Source organism: Methanolobus profundi, from assembly GCF_900114835.1.
Lineage (GTDB): Archaea > Halobacteriota > Methanosarcinia > Methanosarcinales > Methanosarcinaceae > Methanolobus > Methanolobus profundi.
Genome location: NZ_FOUJ01000001.1, coordinates 302,076 through 323,777, shown reverse-complemented (window position 1 = coordinate 323,777; position 21,702 = coordinate 302,076). Strand labels below are relative to the sequence as shown.

General features: G+C 41.3%; 21 protein-coding genes. 6 read left to right on the top strand and 15 right to left on the bottom strand.

What is annotated here, in order from left to right:
* Positions 1-11: 11 nt before the first annotated feature.
* The 8 genes from BM008_RS01700 to BM008_RS01665 form a co-directional block, all read right to left on the bottom strand.
* On the bottom strand, positions 12-686 hold the full coding sequence (locus tag BM008_RS01700) for a heme exporter protein CcmB (RefSeq protein WP_091932324.1): 675 nt from the start codon (positions 684-686) through the stop codon (positions 12-14).
* A gap of 19 nt (positions 687-705) precedes the next feature.
* Complete coding sequence (locus BM008_RS01695) at positions 706-1,461, bottom strand: ABC transporter ATP-binding protein (protein ID WP_245747809.1); 756 nt, start codon at positions 1,459-1,461, stop codon at positions 706-708.
* A gap of 99 nt (positions 1,462-1,560) precedes the next feature.
* Complete coding sequence (locus BM008_RS01690; RefSeq protein WP_245747807.1) at positions 1,561-2,235, bottom strand: molybdopterin-dependent oxidoreductase; 675 nt, start codon at positions 2,233-2,235, stop codon at positions 1,561-1,563.
* 18 nt (positions 2,236-2,253) lie between these two features.
* Complete coding sequence (locus BM008_RS01685) at positions 2,254-2,550, bottom strand: hypothetical protein (RefSeq protein WP_091932319.1); 297 nt, start codon at positions 2,548-2,550, stop codon at positions 2,254-2,256.
* Between the two features lie 236 nt (positions 2,551-2,786).
* Complete coding sequence (locus BM008_RS01680; protein WP_143072236.1) at positions 2,787-3,185, bottom strand: hypothetical protein; 399 nt, start codon at positions 3,183-3,185, stop codon at positions 2,787-2,789.
* An 85-nt stretch (positions 3,186-3,270) separates the two neighbouring features.
* Positions 3,271-4,329: a metal-dependent hydrolase gene (locus tag BM008_RS01675; RefSeq protein WP_091932315.1), complete on the bottom strand. Its 1,059-nt coding sequence runs from the start codon at positions 4,327-4,329 to the stop codon at positions 3,271-3,273.
* Between the two features lie 89 nt (positions 4,330-4,418).
* Positions 4,419-4,847 (bottom strand): hypothetical protein, encoded by a 429-nt coding sequence (locus tag BM008_RS01670; protein WP_091932314.1) that lies wholly within the window; start codon positions 4,845-4,847, stop codon positions 4,419-4,421.
* Between the two features lie 107 nt (positions 4,848-4,954).
* Positions 4,955-5,764 carry an FTR1 family iron permease gene (locus BM008_RS01665; protein ID WP_091932303.1) on the bottom strand — a complete coding sequence of 270 codons (810 nt, stop codon included), beginning with the start codon at positions 5,762-5,764 and terminating at the stop codon, positions 4,955-4,957.
* Positions 5,765-5,946: 182 nt separating this feature from the next.
* Here BM008_RS01665 and BM008_RS01660 point away from each other — a divergent pair, with 182 nt between their 5' ends.
* Complete coding sequence (locus BM008_RS01660) at positions 5,947-6,546, top strand: class I SAM-dependent methyltransferase (protein WP_091932302.1); 600 nt, start codon at positions 5,947-5,949, stop codon at positions 6,544-6,546.
* On the opposite strand, the gene BM008_RS01655 is transcribed toward BM008_RS01660, so the two are convergent.
* The 4 genes from BM008_RS01655 to BM008_RS01640 form a co-directional block, all read right to left on the bottom strand.
* The gene (locus BM008_RS01655; protein ID WP_091932301.1) at positions 6,547-6,840 is read right to left on the bottom strand and encodes an ArsR/SmtB family transcription factor; all 294 of its coding nucleotides are present in this window, start codon (positions 6,838-6,840) and stop codon (positions 6,547-6,549) included.
* A 37-nt stretch (positions 6,841-6,877) separates the two neighbouring features.
* Positions 6,878-7,090: a hypothetical protein gene (locus tag BM008_RS01650; RefSeq protein WP_091932300.1), complete on the bottom strand. Its 213-nt coding sequence runs from the start codon at positions 7,088-7,090 to the stop codon at positions 6,878-6,880.
* A 109-nt stretch (positions 7,091-7,199) separates the two neighbouring features.
* Positions 7,200-7,703: a PepSY domain-containing protein gene (locus BM008_RS01645; protein WP_091932299.1), complete on the bottom strand. Its 504-nt coding sequence runs from the start codon at positions 7,701-7,703 to the stop codon at positions 7,200-7,202.
* Positions 7,704-7,874: 171 nt separating this feature from the next.
* Positions 7,875-8,513 carry a hypothetical protein gene (locus BM008_RS01640; RefSeq protein WP_091932298.1) on the bottom strand — a complete coding sequence of 213 codons (639 nt, stop codon included), beginning with the start codon at positions 8,511-8,513 and terminating at the stop codon, positions 7,875-7,877.
* A 111-nt stretch (positions 8,514-8,624) separates the two neighbouring features.
* Between BM008_RS01640 and BM008_RS01635 the strand changes: the two genes are divergently transcribed.
* Positions 8,625-8,942 (top strand): hypothetical protein, encoded by a 318-nt coding sequence (locus tag BM008_RS01635; protein ID WP_091932297.1) that lies wholly within the window; start codon positions 8,625-8,627, stop codon positions 8,940-8,942.
* Between the two features lie 37 nt (positions 8,943-8,979).
* Here the strand turns inward: BM008_RS01635 and ala are convergent, their stop codons facing one another.
* Entirely contained in the window at positions 8,980-9,960 is a 981-nt protein-coding gene (gene ala / locus BM008_RS01630) for an alanine dehydrogenase (RefSeq protein ID WP_091932294.1), read from the bottom strand.
* A gap of 117 nt (positions 9,961-10,077) precedes the next feature.
* On the opposite strand from ala, the gene BM008_RS01625 reads away from it, so the two are divergent.
* From BM008_RS01625 to BM008_RS01610, 4 genes are all read left to right on the top strand, one after another.
* Entirely contained in the window at positions 10,078-10,989 is a 912-nt protein-coding gene (locus tag BM008_RS01625) for a hypothetical protein (protein ID WP_091932290.1), read from the top strand.
* Between the two features lie 125 nt (positions 10,990-11,114).
* Complete coding sequence (locus BM008_RS01620; RefSeq protein ID WP_091932287.1) at positions 11,115-12,974, top strand: PAS domain-containing sensor histidine kinase; 1,860 nt, start codon at positions 11,115-11,117, stop codon at positions 12,972-12,974.
* A gap of 55 nt (positions 12,975-13,029) precedes the next feature.
* Complete coding sequence (locus BM008_RS01615; RefSeq protein WP_091932284.1) at positions 13,030-13,674, top strand: NAD(P)H-dependent oxidoreductase; 645 nt, start codon at positions 13,030-13,032, stop codon at positions 13,672-13,674.
* A 146-nt stretch (positions 13,675-13,820) separates the two neighbouring features.
* A complete protein-coding gene (locus tag BM008_RS01610) occupies positions 13,821-14,309 on the top strand; it encodes a hypothetical protein (RefSeq protein WP_091932281.1) in 489 nt (162 codons plus the stop codon).
* 49 nt (positions 14,310-14,358) lie between these two features.
* Here BM008_RS01610 and BM008_RS01605 read toward each other — a convergent pair whose 3' ends face one another.
* Together BM008_RS01605 and BM008_RS01600 are read right to left on the bottom strand one after the other, a co-directional pair.
* On the bottom strand, positions 14,359-17,922 hold the full coding sequence (locus BM008_RS01605; protein ID WP_091932225.1) for a response regulator: 3,564 nt from the start codon (positions 17,920-17,922) through the stop codon (positions 14,359-14,361).
* Positions 17,919-21,668: a response regulator gene (locus BM008_RS01600; RefSeq protein WP_091932222.1), complete on the bottom strand. Its 3,750-nt coding sequence runs from the start codon at positions 21,666-21,668 to the stop codon at positions 17,919-17,921. Before BM008_RS01600 ends, BM008_RS01605 begins: the two co-directional genes overlap by 4 nt.
* Positions 21,669-21,702: the final 34 nt, after the last annotated feature.

Below are 21,702 nucleotides of genomic sequence, written 5' to 3'. Positions count from 1 at the left end.
AATTCAGAATTCTAATCCATCACAGTATATTCAAACACAAGCTGTCCAACTACAAAGAATATCAGGTCATACACTATAAGCAACCTGAGTTCCGAAGAGATATCACCAATGCTACCATCAGCGAGTATTGTTCCTGTTGCCATAACAGCCGGAATTATCACAGGAATTATCAATGGAAGCAAAAGTACCGGGAGCATGATCTCCCTCGCTCTTGTACTGGCCGAAAGTGCTGAAAGCAGGGTTCCGACACTGACAAAACCGAATGTTCCCAGAAAGATAACCAGTGCAAGTCCCGGAATGCCACTGATGTTGTAGTTGAAGAGGACTATGAAGATCGGTATTGTGAGCAATTCCACAATGAACATCAATAATACATTAGATATCGTCTTCCCAATGTAGATAGAACTCCTGTCGATCGGTGAGAGCTTCAATCCTTCAAGACATCCATTCTCCATCTCACCTGCAAAGGAACGTGAAAGTCCAAGGGTACCTGCAAAAGTGAAAGCTACCCAGAGAACACCGGGAGCAAGTTTTCCTACCAGTTCGGTCTGACCGAGAACATCACCGAAGGAGATGCTGAATATGACCATGACTATCAGCGAGAAGATGAGCATGGAATTGAGCATCTGTTTTGTACGGAACTCCGACCTCAGGTCCTTTGCTGCAATATAGAGGCTCTTTTTCATTGATCTCACCCATACCAACTTAGAAGTTGCTTATGCCCTCTGCATCCGTATCCTTTTCCACTATGGAAAGGTATTGTTCTTTGAACTCTTCCACGCTTTCAATATCAGTTTTTAGTTTATCGAACCGTAGCTCTCCCCTATCCATAATGAGCATGCGGTCACAGAGTTCGAAAGCACGTTCGATGTTGTGGGTTATCATTATCCTTGTAACATCAGAATTTCCAGTACCCATGAGGACACGTTCAAAATTAGCAGCAGCATGCTGGTCAAGTCCTGTATATGGTTCGTCCATCAACAATATAGAAGGCTGATGAAGCAGAGCCCTGGCGATCGAAAGCCTCTGTTTCATTCCACGCGAGAAAGAACCGGCTCTCTCATCTGCACGCTGAAAAAGGTTGACATTTTTCAGGATATCATCTATCCTGTCATCGATGTGATCCTTATCTATATCATACATATGTGCGAAGAATTCAAGATTCTCCCGTGCAGTAAGCTCATCATAGAGGTATGTTTCATGAGATATGGCACCGATCATCCCTCTGATCTTAGAAGGATCTTTCTTGCTGTCGATACCATTAATAAGTACATTTCCCTTAGTAGGCTCGATTATCGTGGACATTATCTTAAGAAGCGTGGTCTTTCCGGCACCGTTGGGACCAAAAATAGCAACGAACTCACCTTTTCCTATCACAAGGTCGATGTTGTTCAGCGCCTTTCTGCGTCCGAAGCTCTTTGAAAGACCGGTAAGTGAGATGATACTGTCCATTTGAGCCATTGCAGCTATATTTACTGCCGATATAGATTAACGTTTTGTCCTCAAAGTTATAAATTCAGGAAAAAAATGGAATGGGATCATCCCTGTTGATCACACTGACTAATTCTCAAAAGCAGACCCGCCAACATCTGCACTATTGCTGTAACCTGCAGTTTCCCAGTACCCCTTGTATGGCTCATCAGTGACCTCGATCGAAGTGATCCATTTAGCCCACTTGTATCCATATTTGTCCTCAGCTACAAGTTGTAGTGGGAAACCCCTGTCAGCAGGCAGGGTGATGTCATTGAGCTCGTAGGCGAGCATAATATCATTCTCGACAAGATAATCCAGCTCAAGAGATGTGGTATAGCCATCTTCACAATAGAATATAACCGTAGTTGCATTATTGCTTAGACCTGTCTCGTTGAACAGTGTGTTCAGCGTCACACCGGTCCACTTGGCATCGAATCCCCATCCTTCAACACAGTCCAGACGAACGAACCTTGAAACTGAAGGATATGCAAGCAACTCATCATAGCTAAGACGAACAGGTTCATCCACCTCTCCGTAAATGTACAGTTCATACGTATCCTCATCTATATACTGGGTACCTTCGATCCCATTGTTCCGTTGCTCTTCAATAGGTGTCAGTGTTTTGCCTTCGAACACCGTTGCCTCATTGGAAGTGTTCACAATAACCTGTGGTTCTTCAGTACAGCCAGAGATAAGTATCAAAAAAAGAAGGATCGAAGAGACCCTGATTAACATGGTCATTTCCTTTTCTTTATGGAACATAGATGATCCCCCCATTGATCAGATATTGGCCAGCAGGTCAAGACCTTTGTCGGTCAGGAAATACTTGTCCTCGATAATGTTCAGGAATTCCCCGTTGATCAGGAACTCGGTATGATATGTGAAGACCTTTTCATCAAGCCCCGTACTCTCAAGGATATCATTTTTCCTGGAACCAAAAGCCCCGATCTCCTTTATAAGTTGTCTTCTTACAGGATGAGAAGCTGCCTTATGTATAAGTTCATGTTCAGCTTTTACACGTTCCCTTTCAGATGGTCTTGCATCTATCAAACTATCCAGTTCATCGTCATCCAGCATATTCCGACTCCTCCTAAAACACGTATGAAAGGATATTATAAAAAGTATTGTGCCGGACCTTTCGGTGAATAAGAGTAGAAATTAGTAACAGGAGTAGAAACAAAAATAGTATCAGATGCTTGCTTTCTTTAGAGATATTAGAGAAAATACGAATGCTGGCATTGTTGAAAGCAAACAATTTTATTAATGCAAGAGGGTTGCATCATCTGAGGGGATCGTTGGAGCCAGCATCCATATTAATGTGATAAAGCCACTGTTTTACCTGTATGTGAAGCATGTTCCATCTCCATTTCGGGTGTCATATGTGACCTTTTTGCGATCAGACCCTGGTCTGCAGGCAGGAATGTAAGTTTACCTTCCTGGTACCTCATGGGAGAACCAATAGCCTCGTAATAATCATTCTTGAGGCTCTGCATTGCAGCTACCACGGTCTCATTATCGTACTTCGTATTACCAGGATTTGCAAATGCCACACCGATCAGCACGCCATTTGCGTGCAGAGCAAGGTGCAATTGCCATGTATCCTTGTTAACGAATTCATGAACTTTAATATCCATAACCAAATTACTTTCATCTTCCCTCAAAGTTACAATCTCCTTGTAATTGACTGCAATCCCTACTTTACATGAACTCATATAAAAGCAGTTTGTAGGTATTTTTAGAAAGATGGCCATGAATAAAATTAGCATGTACGTAATATGGAACCCCATGTACATAGATTCACTCGAACAGGTTCACAGGCACTGGTTCGCTGTACTGACCATGTCTTCCTATATACACCTGATAATCTCCGACCTCTGTATCAAATACAAAAACGTATTCGGTCTTAAAATAAGCCCAATACTGAGAATAGGGATTCCGTGCATCTCTGAGGATAACGGTCACATTCGTACCGGAAGCAGATACATTGTATACCGGATAGTCAACCTCACCGGGAAGACTTGAATCATACAGTAATTCCACCCTGGATACATAGGGCATGAACTCACTTGTGTCGCCGGAATAGACAGGAACAAAGGTACTCTTCTCAACCCCGGACCAGTAGCTGGACACCAGTATCCTGTAATGTGTATCGTTATAAGAATAAGCTGAAAGGAACTTACCGGGAGACACCGGATAAGAGCCCTGATAATCTATGTTGTGACCTTCAACATCCTCTATGGCACTTACCAGAAATATTTTTGCAATGGGATTGAACAAGCACCAGATAGTGAATATGACCAGAAGTTGTCGGTATAGTTTTGAGTGGTTTCCCGAAATAAGAGCCCTGAACCAATCGTTCCCTCCATTGAGAAAACCATTTCTGATACCATTCTTTTTTGCACGGTCGATCAGGATATGAACTATAGGAATAAATGAGATCAAAGTGACCACAGGATCAAAGAAATCAATTGCACCTATTGTTGAAGCCTCTGTTACAAATGGAAAGAAAGGTCGCATCTTCCAGCTTGTGATATAGTCAAGATAGATGTGACTGAATATAGCCGCAGCAGAAGCTATTAACAATGTTCGGTCCTTCTCCCTTATCCATACATAGATGGTCACAAAGGATACAAAAATGATGGAATGCATGAACTCACGATGCCCCAGCAAATAGTACATGGAATTGTACATCTGATGGTTCAAGTTCTGGTCAACTGCCAGTAATAGCGTATTAAGTATAAAATCAAGGTCAGGTAGAATTGCCATGAAGGCAACTATCTTTATCTGTCTGCTGCTTAGTCCTGCAACTGCTGCTATCAGTAACCCGATCCCCAGATGAGATAGAGTGTTTACCATCCTGACATCCTCACACCAATATAAAGAATGAAACTATTTCTTCTTATATTTTTGGAGGATGCAGAGATGAAAAATAAAAATTCGAGATATTAGTACTTTCCCAGTGTCTTTGCTATAAGTCTGTGAAAACCGTGGATGCTAGCACCACTTCCAAGATACAGCATCGGACATCTGCCGGTTATTATACTGAATTTTGGGTCATATTCAAGATGATTGACATCACAGGTATCTGTCTTCCAGTGCACCCAGAAATCAACAATACCTTTTTCAGCCAGCTTTTCGATGACCCTTGCCGGTTCGGTTCTTGTAATGCCTATTATGACATTCTTAACAGTGTCCGGTACAGAGTCAATATCACTCACCGAACCTTCCATGGGTTTATCAGATAGGTCAAGCACACTTATTGCCTTTGATCTTTTCCTGAGTTCATCTATGGTCCATTTAATGGCAGGTTTAGTGCCATCCGTTATTACCAGGAAATTGTCCCTTTCCCAGAATTCCTCCTGCTTTGCTACCATGCTATCCTTCCTTTTACACTTCCTTCTGAAAGTTAATAGCTCATGTTATATGAGGGCTTTTAAAAAAAGAAAAAAGAGAGGATATTGAAATGAATAGGAAAAGAGACTCAGGCAGCCAGTGCTGCCGGAGAGTTCTTGCGTGGAATGTTCAGGCCGATACCAACTGCAAGGTAATATCCTGCATAGGAGATCACTTCAAGCAATGAAGGATTCCCATTGTACCCGAACAATGATTTCATCACTGAACCTGCAACTCCCTTCTCATCAAGAATATGGTTTATGTCCCATACATGTTCAACAATTATTGGAATGACACCGCCTTCCTGGAGTTCATGTACACCATGCGCGGTCAAACCTGCTGCGAACAGTATGAGGAAGATACTTGTAACCCTGAAGAACTTATGTATCTCCGTGTGTGAAGAGTACCTGAACACTGCATAAGCAATAACCAGTGATGTAGAAATACCCAGAAGCCCTCCGTAGAGCACTGAAGTGTTATCTGTGTTCATTGCCGCTGCTCCAAGGAACAATACAGTTTCAATACCTTCCCTGAAAACTGAAATGAACACAAGTGCAAGAATACCATATTTCTTGTTGTTATCGATCTTTTGAATGATCGAAGAACTCACGTTCTTGCTTTCCCTTGCCATCCATATGATCATTGATGTAAGGATAAGGGCAGCGAAGAGCATTACAATGCCTTCGAATATCTCTTCATTACGCCCTTCGAATTGGATCGCAAGGATGTTGAACGCTACTGCTGCAACGATACTCGCCAGGATACCCAAGCCAGTACCTGTGAATACATGATGCTTGAGTTCTTCTCTCTTTGTCTGTGTAAGATAAGCAAGTATGATCCCCACAATGAGGAATGCTTCCAGACCTTCTCTAAATGTTATCATGAAACTTGTAAACATAATTGTTAGTCACCGTTTTTTATATTAGGCTAGCCTACATAATGTAGCAGAGATATAAATATGCAAAGATAGGGGCAAATATTACTGCTTAATGAAAAAACACAGCAATACAAATAAAAGAGAATAATATCTGCTCCAAAGATACCACAGACAGTTTAAACAATGAGATCAAAGAAAATTGTATGTCAATAATTTCCAAGTACAACAGAATATCACCTGTGTTCGACATGATGGAACTCCCCATGGAAACCATGCGATTTGGTAAATGGAGAGAGGAGATCCTAATAGGATTATCGGGAAGAGTACTGGATGTTGGCATAGGTACAGGAAAGAACATACCCCATTATCCTGATACATGTGAGGTTGTTGGAGTTGATATAAGTGATAAGATGCTTTCCCATGCGAAGAAGAAAGCAAACGAGAGGAATAATATATCACTGTTCCAGATGGATGCGGAGAATCTTGGATTTAAGGATGACAGCTTTGATCATATTGTCACTACCTTTGTATTATGCTCGATACCAGAACCTGTTGCTGCACTTGAAGAAATGAAACGTGTCTGTAAACCAGATGGAATGGTCATCAACCTTGAACACATGAAAAGTGACAACAGGTTAATTGCAACTATAGAAGACCTCTTCAATCCAATAACAAAAGCAACTACTGGTGTGAACATCAATAGAGAAACAGTAGAGAATGTAAAAAAAGCAGGTCTTAATGTTAATGATGTAAAGAATATGGCATTAAAAGATGTTTTCAGGCTGATAAGGTCAAGACCCTGATCAACCAAATATCCGTATCAGATCATCGATCCCAAGATTGACATCGAATTCCTTCAACTTGAAGAATTTCTTAGCTCTGTTATCATTATCTTCAAGTCTGAGATCACTTTCAACAAATCCAGCCTTTTCCAGCCTCTTCAGATGCAGCTGGACGACCTGACGTGAGAGATCCAGATCCTTGGCTAGATCATACACATACCTTTCCCTCTCTGAGAGAAGATACAGGAGCTTTAACCTCACCGGATGTGAGATCGCCTCTCCCAGGGTTGTTATCTGCTGAAGTGTCATCGTCATCTGTGATCCTGCTGTTTTTCGGTTGATCTTATAGGATTTAGATCTCGTCAAGTTTATCCTTTATATCCCTGACCATATTCTTGATGTCTTCAACATCCTTTTCTACCCTGGCAATACGTTCATTATTCCCGGAACCTTCAGAACCTGAGCGATTAAGAAGTGTGACCGTCACCCATACAACTAAAAGAACGATAAGTATGTTCAAAAGAAGACCCCAGATACCATAACCATACATGCTGCTGCCCATCATATTATAATTCACCCTTAAAAATTATATTTTTAATAAAGAGTATATAGGAAGGGATGTATTATTAGTTTTCGACCTTCCCTGTTTGATTATCATTCTCTATTGAGCGATATCAGTACCTATAGCCTGCTCCTCCACAGCCGCCATATCCACCATAGCTACCGCCACGCATTCCACGTCCGCCCTGGTAATACTGACCCTGATATGAAGAGCTTGTGTAGAAGTCCTCTATGACCTCACCGGTGTAGGCATCGATGCGTCCCTGCTTTGTGGTATCATCCTCTGTATAGGTGAATACCCACCATCTGTTCATCTGGTAGATATCTTCAACATCTTCATCGATCACACTTTCTGCAAGTGCTATTGCTTCATCAGCAGTCTCTACCTCGATCTCAACTGTTGTTCCATCAGCTGCATATGATCCATAAACAGGACAGTCAGCATATCCGTAACCATTTGCATATCCACTTGCATACATCATTCCATGGCCAGCCCATCTGGACATCTGTCCGAAGAATGTTTCATCGGTGTCATCCACCGCTGCACTTACTATACCGATCCCTGCAATAGCTGCAATGAGCATACCAGCAAGGAGTATTGATGTTGTTCTTTTCATTTTTTACACCTTCCTTTATTGCAGGAATTTTACTCCCTGCATATGTAGCCTTAACACTACATATGTATGTGAGAGTTTTATTTAAAGCTTGTGTTGAACTTCTAATGAAAGCTAAATTCCAGCAGTTGTGATACATATATTAAGAGAACTGCCAGATAAAGAAAAAAAATATTACTTTTTCCTTTCAACATACCAGCCAACAAGAGGTGGTATCCAGCACAGGTTTGCAGCAATAGCCTCCAGAGCTGTAAAGGTCTGCGTCGTAGGACTAAAACCAAGTACACGTGAACTCAAAAGTCCCAGAGGAACAATGAATATCACAGCAAGGCTTGCAAGCATTACAGGATGACGGATGTACCTTTCAAAAGCAGCATCCCATGTACCTTCCTTTCGCTTCAAAAAAAGCATTCCTGATATGTTAGCACCTATCTGGTCACTGAGAGAATAGAAATATGGTATGTAGAAGCCTTCAATACCATAGACATCAACACCTGCAAGCCTGCTTCCAAGGTCGATCACCCATGGAACAGCAATACCGAAAAGCTTACCCCAGCCATATGCCTCTGCCATGGTCTGAGCTGAAGGTTTGAAATGCTGCTTTACGGAATAGAAACCCTCGAATATGCTTTCTCCCTCACCTGCAAGAGTACGCACCAGCCATTGACCAATTGGACTGCGCTGGTACCCATATACATCCAGCAGGACACCGGTCATCAGTCCTATGATATAACCTGGAAAAGTATATTTGATGAGCTCAGAGAAGTTCTCGGTCTCAAATTCCTCTTCACTGTCTTCTTCGAATTCTTCCACAATTATTCTATTTTGTTTCTCGTATAAGAATTTCCTGTTAAGGTCCAATGTCTTATTCGATCAGCAGGACCATGAAAACTTTTTTAATAAATAAGGATGTACAATAAATAAATGCCAGAAGAAAGAACCATTGAAGCCTATGCAGTAACAGATGCGAACATAACCTACAGAACCAGGTCATTTTGGGGAATACCCATAATCATAGTGATCGGATGGATCAAGACAAAATATGTGAGTATCTTTTCTGTCGAACATGAGGAACACAGACTTGTTGTGCTCTACAATGGCATCTGTCCTGTTGCAAGAGATGACAGGCTTCGGATCATTGGTGACATGGACCATGGAAAAAATGTAGGTATTTCAGGAATGGTCATGGTAGCCTACAGGATAGAGAATCTCAATACCGGTGATATCTACCAGAATTATTGAAAAAGAACAGAGATGGTGATCTCTCCCATCACCATGATCAGAACAATTTTATTCTTTTACCAATGCCCATCTCAAGAGCTTTCCTGTAGACCATGTTCGCTGTCACAAGATCCTGAACAGCAAGACCTGTAGAATCGAATATCGTGATGTCCTCATCTGATCTCCTTCCTGTCTTTACACCGGCAACCACTTCTCCAAGCTCTGCGGAAATATCTGACTCTGATATATCCCCGGAAGACATTGGCACATTGATCTCACCTGAATGAGATGCCTGCACGATATCATCAACGATTATCCTTGACCTTTTCAGAAGGGCAGACTCCAGTTCCTGTTTACCCATAGCATCAGCACCTATGGCATTGATGTGGGTTCCTTCATTGATCCACTCTGACATTACCACAGGTTCCCTTACAGGCGTGGTCGTTACAAGAACATCACAATCACATACGTCTCGAATGTTAGCTTTCTTCGTGAAGTCACAACTGATATACTGCTTCATATCTTTCTCAAAGGCATCACAGTGAGACACATTCCTGCTGGTGATCTTCACTTCTTCGATATCCATTACCTCAGCAAGTGCCAGCAACTGGGTACGTGCCTGTTCACCTGTTCCTACCATACCCACTACATGGGGATCAGGTCGTGCCAGATATTTTGCAGCAACACCTCCAGCAGCTCCTGTCCTCATATCAGTTATATGAGTACCATCCATCATAGCAATAGGAGCACCCGTTTCCGTGGAATTGAGAACTATGACCGCCATGACCGTCGGAAGCCCTTTTTCCCTGTTATCAGGATGAACATTAACGATCTTAACACCTGCAATATCCTCCCCTTCCATAAAAGATGGCATCGTTCGCAGATCACCATTATGCTTATCAAAATAAAGATAGGATTTCGGAGGCATCTGAACCTTTTTTAATCCATGCTCCCTGAAACCATTTTCTACCGCTGACAGGGTCAAAGGCATATCAATAACACTTTTAACTTCTGATTGCTCAAGCCACAGGACATCCATTTAAACTCACTCCTTAAAAGATATATAATATGTTTAGCTCGATAGAATAAAATCCTGTTCATTAGATCCAATCTGAATATATAATATTATATATAATACCATCCATAATATTATTTTGTGAGCGGACAAAATAATATTGATATTTCAAAGGATGAGATATCCGACCTGATAAGAATAGGGAATGTACTCCTTGATCTGCTTGAAGATAATAGTGAAGTAGATGAAAAAGGATACCAGAAAAAACGTAATATGTTCATTGGAGAGTACAACAAATGGTACTCTCGTTGCCTTCCAATAATAAGAAGTATGGTCCCAGACAAGGCAATAAGGTTCGAAAGCCTGTACCATACGAATAACCGTTCAGGGACAAATGAATACACATACACTGTCCAGGATTATATTCAGGGAATATACTTCAAGGACAAGCCAAAGAGCTACACAGACAACATTACTACTAAGAGGGTCAGAGAACAAAATTCCATATTAAAGGCTGCACTCCCCCGGATAACCGACTTCTCTTTTGATATGGAACGCTTTGTAAAGATCAACCCGATACGCTCACAACCTTCACATTCACTGACAAGGCAGGATAAACTTATAGATCACGACTTCTACGATGAGCACTATAACTCGATGAGAACTGAGATAAATTCCAACTTCAAACGTGGTTTCACCATGTCAGCTTTCGTATTGTCAAGAGAGCTAATAAGGAACCTGCTTCTTGATATGATCAGGATCCAGTTCCCACCAAGGTCAGAGGAAAACGTATCCATCTACTATGACATCAATAACAATTGCCATAAGGAACTAAGGACACTGGCACTGACCATTAGGGAAAGGAAGGATGACCTTGATCTTAACCCCGAAGCTATCGAGCATCTTGTAGAAATGATATGTACAATGGAGCCGGAAACAAAACCCGGATCACACTCATTCCTTACCATACCCACGCAGGAAAATCTGCTGGCATACAGGATAGAAGAGATAATGGACCTGCTCACTGACATGATAGATTTCATGAAACAATGATATCCCGGACGATCGGATAAATTGAACTATTTTGACCGAACATGGAAAAAGAGATCGTAGCCAGAGAAGAACTTGAAGAATAGAATAGATCATTAAGAGAGCGTATCCATGAGCTGGAACATTCATTGAACGTTCTCGAGATAGAAAAGGAAGCAAAGATACATAGTAATATCACTCTTTTTGAAGGATTATTGAACTCTGTACCCGAACTTGTATTCTTTAAGGACAAGGACGGAAGATTTATCGCATGCAACGTTGCTTATGCTGACTCTTTTAAGCTTTCAATTGAAGACATAATTGGAAAGAATGACTATGATCTGCATAGTAAAGAAGAAGCAGACCATTTCTCTTCGATAGACAAAATGGTCATGGAGCAGAGGAAAGATATCAGAAATGAAGAATGGACCACATTTGCCAATGGAAAGAGAATGTTCCTTGAAACATACAAGGCACCGCTCTATACAAAACAGGGTAATTGTATAGGCTTACTTGGGGTTAGCCGGGACATCACATTGCAGAAGGAAAAAGAAGAAGAGCTGATAAGATCACACGAACAGCTAATATCTATACTTGAAGCCTTTGATCAACCTGCTTATGTTGCCGATCCCGAGACCTATGAGCTACTGTTCGCAAATAGAATTATCAAAGAACAGATGGGTAATGACATTATTGGAAAGAAGTGTTATGAGATACTTCAAGATATGGATTCACCCTGTCCATTCTGTACAAATCACCTTATCTTTGGAGAGAAGCTCGGAAGAACACACATATGGGAGTTCAGGAATTCCAAAAATCAGCGATGGTATCGCTGCATCGATAAAGCAATAGAATGGCCTGATGGTCGCATGGTGCGATTCGAGATCGCTGTCGATGTCCATAATGAAAAACTTGCAATGGAAGCCCTACAGGAAAAAGAAGAGAAATACAGAACATATGTGAATATATCCCCGCATCCTATTTTTGTTATTGACGGATCAGAGAATTTTGTAGATATAAATCCTGCTGCCTGCAATGTTACAGGTTATTCTGAAGAAGAGATCCTCAAAATGACCCCTCAAGACTTTTTCGTTGAGGGGAACGAACAGCTTTACACACTTAATTTTGAAAAGCTGACCAATGAGGGAAAGATGTCAGAAGAGATGCCTTTTAGAAAAAATGATGGAACTGTTTTTTACCTGGACGTACAGGCGGTCAGGATTCCGAATAACAGATACCTTGCAATATGCACCGATATCACTGAAAAGAAGAGATCAGAGGATATTCTTCTAAAAGCAAAGATAGATGCTGAGAATGCTAACCGTACCAAGAGCGAATTCCTTGCCAATATGAGCCATGAACTGAGAACACCTCTGAATTCGGTCATAGGATTTGCAGATATCATTCTTCACGGAGTTGCCGGAGATATCAACGAAAAGCAATCAGCATATCTTGAGAACATCTCAGGAAGTGGAAAACACCTGCTCAATATAATCAATGATATACTGGATATCTCCAAGATAGAGTCCGGTAACATGAAAATATTCAAGGATAACGTACCAGTGTACGAGATATTTAACGAGGTCATATCAACATTACATCATCTTGCTGATAAAAAGGATATACATATCGAAATGAAGTCTGTTCCCGAAGAGATATATGCATATGCTGACAGAGCAAAGCTTAAGCAGATATTGTTCAACCTTGTTGGCAATTCAATAAAATTTACAGATAATACAGGCTCTATAACCCTCAGTACAGAACTCAAGGATGGATACATCCATATCTCTGTGAGAGATACAGGGATCGGCATTCCACCAGAACAACAGAAAAGACTTTTTGATCCATTTGTACAGCTGGACTCATCAGAATCAAGAAAATATGAAGGTACTGGTCTTGGACTTGCCCTCTCAAAAGAACTTGTCAGAATGCATGGTGGTACTATATGGGCAGAAAGCAAACCTGGAAAAGGAAGTGTTTTTACATTTACAGTTCCTCTTTTTAAGTAACGTCACCATAAAAATGTATAAGTACTACCTGATCAATGATCTATAGGGGAGTACTATGAATATATTATACATTTTTGCGCATCCTGAACCAAGGTCGTTCAATTCTGCAATGAAAGAGATGGCCATTAAGACCATTGAAGAAAAAGGTAATGAGATCAGGCTCTCTGACCTGTATTCCATGGGTTTCAAGCCTGCTCTTGACCAGAGTGATTTTTTGCAACGCAAGGACCCGGACCTGTTCAACCCATTCCTTGAACAGATCACAGCAAGTAAGGAAGGCACTTTTTCTGATGATATCATGTCAGAGATGGAGAAGATAAAATGGGCAGATGTCCTGATATTCCATTTCCCGATATACTTCACCGGAATGCCTGCAATTATGAAAGGATGGATAGACAGGACCTTTGCAGCAGGTTTTGCCTTCAGCCCAATAAAGGACAGAGTTTACGAGAACGGACTTCTGAAAGGAAAGAAGGCAATGATGGTGATAAGTACTGGTGCAGAAGAAGATTGGTATTCCCGTGAAGGAAGACATGGAGATATCAATGAACTGTTGAGATACATCAGCCATTGTACATTTGAATACGTAGGAATGGAAGTACTTGAAACCCATATGATCTTTGGAGCCGGGAAGATGTCAAGTGAAAGAGTGACCGAAGAACTTGAAAGGTATCAGATGAGATTGAACTCTATTCTTTGATTGACAAATTATCTGGCCGGGCAATTAAAGAGCGTATCATAATGTCATTTTTGAGAAATACACCATAACTTCGAACAGATCCGCAGTTTCAGGAAGATATTTATCAGACTGACGCATTGTGCCAAAGGGGGTTTAAGAGGAAGTATATGAGATCCAACAACAATGTTCTGTTAGGTATCCTGGTGTTACTCACGATCGTCATTGTAACGATCGCAACGTTCTCCCTTGGATGCGCTGAACCGCCAGAAGTTCCGGATAATACCACAAATGTCAATGAGACAGACGATACATTTGACGGTGAATACATATATGGTGATGCAGTTGTCGAGGAAACAGATGTGCTGATCCTGGAATCCTTTCCTGTCAAGGTACATGTGGAAGTAACAGGATATCTACCGGACGGATGCACAGAGCTTGAAGAAGAGAACATTGTATTTGATGATGAAAATAACCTCTTCACAGTCAGGATGCAAACAAAAAGACCTGCAGATGCAATGTGCACGGAAGCTATTGTTCCTTTCGAAAAGACCGTTGCACTTGATGTATACGGACTTGAGAAAGGAGTATACATCGTGAATGTGAACGGCATTGAGGACCAGTTCGAACTACAGACCGACAATATCATTCCCGAATGATACCGGTTCTCTTTTTTATCTAAACTCATCCAATAGTTACTATAGAGAACTACTTTGATAGTTTTTCAAGACTTTTTATACATCCCAGAAGGTCCTGCTTACTGAATATACCCTTTTGCATCACAAAGGATACATCTCTGTCAAGCTGCTCTTTTTCATATGCTTCAAGGTCCTTTGCAGTACAGACGATTATAGGAATGTCAATTGTCTCAGGGTGCTTCTTCAGTTCACTGATAACATCGAAACCGTCTACCTTTGGCATCATAAGATCCAGTATGATCACATCAGGAAGGAAGCTCAATGCTCTTTCAATTCCTTCTTTGCCATTGGAAGCGCTCATTATATCATAGCCTTCGTTAGAAAGCATAGATTCCATAAGTTCAATTACAGATGGCTCATCATCGATCACAAGAACATTCACCTGTTCAAAAGAACGCAGTTCCCTCAATCTTTCAAGTGAAGAAAGAAGAGCTTCCCTGTCAACTGGTTTGACCATATAATCGAATGCACCCCAGATAATACCAAGGTCCTTCTCATTGAGGATCGATACGATCACAACCGGTATATTCTCTGTCCTCTTTTCATGCTTGAGCTGTTTAAGAACACCCCAGCCATCTATTTTTGGCATCATTATGTCCAGGGTTATTGCAAATGGTTGAAGTTCCCGCGCAAGTTCAAGTGCTTCCTTTCCATCTGAAGCGAACCTTACATCGTACCCAGCATTCTTTAATGTTATTGCAAGGATCTCCTGAGATGAGACCTCATCTTCAACGACCAATACAAGCGGTCCCTTATCAACTTTATCCGGATCAGCTATTGACCGGTCTTCCAAAGATCCTTCAGACATAATGACAGTTTCTATTTCTTCCGGCCCGGGGAACTGAACAGGCTCAAGAGGGAGTTCAAAAAGGAAAGATGAGCCTCTGCCACATTCACTTTCGACCCAGATCCTTCCCCCATGCAGTTCTATGAAACTCTTGACCAGAGCAAGACCCAGACCTGTCCCCTCATATACCCTGCAAGTTGAGGAATCGATCTGTGTAAAGGCTTTGAAAAGCTTTTGTTGGTCCTCTTCAGTGATACCTATACCAGTGTCTGTGACATTAACAAGTATATGGTTGTCCTGTTCAGTGACGGATATACCTACTGTGCCACCAGCATCAGTGAATTTTATAGCATTGCTCAGAAGATTGTAGATGATCTGTTTGAACTTCCCTTTATCAGCTTTCAGAAGAATGGTTTCGGGAACAAGCTCGACTACAAGTCCAATATCCTTCTTTAACGCAAGAGGAGAGACTATGGACCTGATATCATCCAGTGACCCACCCACATCAAATTCCTCGATATTAAGGGTCATCTTGCCAGCTTCGACTTTTGATAGGTCGAGGATATCATTGATCAGTGTCAACAGGTGTTTTCCACTTTTAGAAATATTACCGACATATCTTTTTTGCTTATCGTTGAGTGAACCGAACGTCCCTTCAAGAAGGATATCTGAGAAACCGATCACAGAGTTCAGAGGTGTTCTCAGTTCATGGCTCATATTGGCAAGGAACTCGCTCTTTATCCTGCTTGCATCCTCAGCAGCATCCTTTGCAGCAATGAGTGCTTCCTCGGCTGCTTTACGATCAGATATATCTACAAGGATACCTGCCATATGCAATGGTTTTCCATCTTTGGAATATTCAACTACTTTACCCTTGTTGAATACCCATCTATATTGACCGTCCTTTCCCCTCACACGATACTCAGATTCAGCAGTTTCAGTATTCCCTTTGTGCACAGCTTCTATTTTTTCATGAACATGATGAGCATCATCGGGGTGGATACGTTCATTCATCCACTCATAATAAGTGCCGACCTCATCCACTGGATAACCGAGTATCTCAGCATATCTGTCATTGAATACAATACGGTCTTCCTGAATATCAGCATCCCATGTCCCTTCATTACTGCCCTCAAGAACACGCTTAAGGTGTTGTTCACTTTCCATGAGAGACTTTTCCATCTTTCTGCGCTTAATGACCATTGCCATCATGGTCGAGAACATGTGAAGTGTATCAAAATCATCCATTTCCCATTCTTTCGTTCCATTGACATCATCAATACCAACAAATCCTACGAGGATACCTTCAATGAATACCGGAAGCACAAGGATAGACTTTATGTCCTGCATCTCAAGGATCTCTTTTTCAGCAGAAGCTTCAGGAGGCATGGCAGATACATCCGAAATATTTACCATCTGGTCATCCTGCAGTCTTGCCATCCACCATGGGAACATATCAGAAGGTAGATCCTGCAGCTCATCCTTCTGGGGATCAACTCCGGCAGAACACCATTCATGGGTATTGCTCATCTGAGTTCCATCTTCATTAAAAACAAAAAGATAACATCGGCCAGCACCGCACAAAGTACCTATCTCCATTAGTGATGTATCTATGGCCTCATCAACATCACCAGGATATGTGAACATAGAAGAGATAGTGAACATGGTCTTCTCGATCATGTGTTTTCTTTTCAATATTGTTTCAGCCTCTGTCTTTGCTGCAATCTCTTTTTCAAGTTTTGAGTTGAGGTTGTTCACATAAATTACACTTGCACCTGCAAGAACAAGTAAGAACGATATTCCAAGAAGGAAATATCTGAATTCCATTATCAGACCTATAGGGTCTATTTTTGGCTGGAAGGGACCTACCTGCAATTCAGAAAGGATGTTTTCAACCGGAGTATAATCCTGAGGTACTGTCCATCCGGCAACATCTCCTATACTATCTGATCCGGATATATTGAAAGGCATGCTCAAAAGAGATACAGAAACCCTTTCTGATATCGATTTAGAAGTATGCTGTGTTTTTGCAAAGACCCAGCCGGGATATACTCCTGTACTTACAAGCAGCGGGTAGTTATCATAACTTTGAGAGTGGAGAACATTTAGATCGTTGATATCGATCTTTCCTTCCATGTGCATTTTCTCAAGTATTCCCGAAGGAACATTACCAGCATCAAATTCACCAGCCACTATAGAAAGAACGATGCTTTCAGGATCATTTCGGAACTCCAATGTACCAAGATCATTTTCATAGTCGATCTTATGTGCTTCCAGTTCCATCCTTGTGGTCCACCACCCTTCGCTGGAAGGAGTTTCCAATGCCAGCAGAGAGAGACCTGAAAGATCACCTATATTGTCGATATCAGTCCTTTCAGCTTTGGTGAAGATCACAGAACCCACCTGATGGACCGAGACCTTTTGTGTATAGTCAGATGGAAGGTATGCAATTGTTTCCATGGTTGCAATACTGCTTATCCCATGGGTCTTCTCAAGTATCACATATGTTGCAGGGTCCACTATAAGAAAATCTATATTTCCAGCTACAATTTCCTCATCCATTGAATGGTAATCCAGTGGGACTATCTCAAATGTGAATTCTGTAATATCTGAGGACAGATATTCAGACATACCACTCATACGTTCAAATGGCCTTTGCTGATCATCGCCTACAAGAACACCAATGATCAGAGTATCCTCATCGTCCGACCGAACAGAGCCACTTAAAAGAAAAATAAGTAAAAAGATAATGAAAACAGTACATAAAGACCTGTTATTTATCTTCATTGCACTTCCTCCTCTGCATCAGGCGAAACATCATCAGAATTCGAGACCATTGTTCCAAGTATCCTCAGAAGATCATCCTTTGTAAGAGAACCTTTCTGAACTATACCATGAACATTCTTGTTGAGTATCTCAAGTTCCTCAGGATCCATATCCTTAGCAGTACAGACGATCAGAGGAATATTAATGGTACGAGGGTCCGATTTTAAAGTGGATATGACATCAAAGCCAGTTACCTCTGGCATCATCAGATCTACTACCAACATATCAGGGTTATCATTGAACGCCTTTTCTATACCTTCTTTTCCACCATAGGCAGTTATCACGCCATAACCATATGACCTGATCATCTCAGAAAGCATTTCAACAACAAGTGGATCGTCATCGATGACGAGGACCTTCAGTGAAGAAACTCCCGACCTGCTCTTTACATTCGATAACACATTCAGGAGATGGTCTGCATCCACAGGCTTTGTCAGGTGGTCTTCAATACCTACAACCATACCTACATCCTGTTCCCCAAGGGACGATAACACAAGTACTGGAATGGAAGCTGTTGATTCGTTGCTCTTCAGAACCTCCAGGACCTCTGTACCGTCCATTCCAGGCAGATTGAGATCAAGTGTTATTGCAAAAGGATGTAGCTTTTTGACAGCCTCAAGAGCTACTGATCCGTCTTCAACAAGTGCCACACGATATCCAGATCCTGTAAGCATGGTGCTTATAAGTTCCCTTGATCTTGCATCATCTTCAACGACCAGCACAAGAGGCACATTACCTGTTGACCCTTGCGGATCGATAATAACAAGGTCATCTTCGGAGAAGAGCGAATCGTGAGAATAAGAAGACTGAGCTTCATTATATTCTTGTTCGATCAATTCCTTAGTATCAATATTCAAAGGAATTGTGAATATGAACGTAGAACCTTTTCCGGGTTCACTTTCTACCCATATATTGCCACCATGAAGTTCTATAAGATTCTTTACAAGAGCAAGTCCAAGACCAGTGCCTTCATACTTACGATTATTGGATGAGTCCAGTTGAACGAATGGCTTGAAAAGTTTATTCTGGTCATCTTTGGATATACCTATCCCGGTATCCCGTATGCTTACATTGAGCATGCCAGCATTTGTTGACACTTTTACATAGATATTTCCGTTTTCAGGCGTGAACTTTGTTGCATTACCAATTATATTGTAGAGAACCTGTTTCAGCTTGCTTCTATCGGCCTTTACATAGATGCTCTTTGCTTCCATCTGCACGTCAAGAACAATATCCTTCTTTGCTGCAAGTGGCCTCATCATCAACTGGATATCAGATATCATATCAGCAAGATCAAAAACCTCATAAAAAAGCTCCATCTTTCCTGCTTCTACTTTGGAAATATCGAGGATATCATTAATGAGGTCCAAAAGATGTTTTCCACTTGCAGCTATATTTGACATGAAACGACCCTGTTTCGCGTTCAGTTCACCAAAACTACCCTCAAGCAGCAGGTCAGAGAAGCCTATCACAGAGTTTAAAGGTGTTCTTAGTTCATGGCTCATATTGGCAAGGAACTCGCTCTTTGTCCTGTTCGCAGCTTCAGCATGCACTTTAGCCGCCAGAAGTGCTTCCTCTGCATCCTTTATCTTGGTTATATCAACAAAGCTTTCTATGAATAGCTCACGTCCACCCAATTCCACAACTTCCACTGACTTCAGGACAGGTATTCTTGCTCCATCGGAACGGACAACAAAACGTTCGGACTTATCAATATTCTGCCCAAGGTCACTGATAGGACACATACCCCTCTCAGTAGGACAAACGAATTTATGACATGCTCTGCCGATGACATCTTCCTTTTTACGATCAACTATATCCAGAGCAGTTGGATTTATATCAACGATCTCATGGGTATGAGCGTCGACCACAATGACACCACAATTGATATTGTCAAGTATCAGGCCCATCCTTTCATTATTTTCTTTTTCGAGCCTTTCAATTTCTTTTCTTTCAGTGATATCACGAACAATAAGTTGTACCAACCCATCCTCTGCATCAATAACGGTCGCACTGACCTCTGCATCCATTGAAGCACCATTATGACAGGCGATCTCAAGCTCCTTTAAGCCGAAGGAATCAGCTAATGCGCCTTCTATCAATTGGTGCATAAGTGCCCAGTTCTTTTCATCCAATATATCAAAGAAGGACTTTCCAATTACCTCCTGTCCGGGCCTGCATATAGAATCATGTGCCTTTTCATTAAGGTCCTGGATCATACCATCCTTTACAATGAAAATAGCATCGTTCGAATGCTCGAAGAGTGATCTGTACATATGCTCTTTTTCCTTTGCAAGAGCCTGGGATCTCTCTCTATCGGTCACATCCTTGAAACTTAGTATCCTACCGACAACATTCTCGTTCTGGAACAGAGGTGAACCCAGAACTTCAAAATAAGTGCCATCTGTGAAATGTACCATTGTAATGGATATTTTGTCGGTCATATGGTACTCTTTCAAAAGTGCCAACATCTCTTCATAATTGACCATACTGTTCTTTAGATATCCAAGTAGCTTCAGACCATCACGCTCTTCGATGATCTCACCGGGAATGTTCCAGAGCTGGATGAATTTTGATTTGATATGTGATATCTTATAGTCCTCATCAAATACTATAAGACCTTCTGACATGGATTCTATTATTGAGAAAAGCAGACTATCCCTTTCTTCAAGTCTTTCAACAAGGTCATTTATACTTGAACCAAGAGATGATATCTCATCATCTCCCAGGATATCTATTTTATTGGAGGTGGAAAGGTCCCCTTTTATGGAATCTACGCCCTTTGTCAACATGGATAATCTTGACAGGATGGAGTTCTCAAGGAACACCGTACCTACCGCACCATAGAGAAAACCAGCAAAGATAATGACGTAGAGAAGATAAGCGAAGGTTGTCTGCGCCTTTTGATATATTGTTCGTGATGAGGAAACTTCCAGAATGATCGCAGGTTCCCCATACACATCATTGACTACAGTATAACCTTTTATAGTATATTCATCGACCGGTGTGATATAAACAGAACTTTTCTCTTCAGCCATAGATGTTAGCAAGTTCTCTATTTCAGGGTCGATCGAAGGCTCTTGAAGTATATGGTATTGTAGAGGTATTCCATGCGCCTGAGTGAAAAAAACAGCAGATCCATGGTCGAAATAACTTCCAACTATAACGATACCGGTCACATTACCGTTATCTGTTGTGTCGTGGATAGGTATTGAGGAAAGAATGACAGGACCATCAGAAAGAACGACCATACCTGAAGAAGAGTAGCCGTTCTCAAAGGAAGACATCATTGGACCGTTATCTGATAAAGCCTCCTCCATATCCACTGGAAAAGTAACCACTTCATCACTTAACCGATCATAAGCTTTAGTATAAACGATGTTCCCGGAACTATCCATTAGAACTAGCAGATCGAAATTTGCATCTTTAATATCACTACTCTCGATATTTAAAAGGACATCTGAATAATTAATAGTGGATAGGTCCCTGTCACCAAAATTATCGGCAATACTTTGGGCTACATCTGCATTTCGTGATCCATAAGTATCAATATAGGACAATGCCTGATCTACATCGTCTGTGACCCCCTTGTACTCAAGATCCTCGAAGTTCTTGAATATAATAGAGCCTGTGCTAAGATGCAAGGTCAGAAGAAGGAAAAAAAGAGTAAAACTAAATACAAATAACGTTTTTGTGCGAAGTTGCATATTCTACCCAAAACCCACTGTGTGTTTTAGCTAC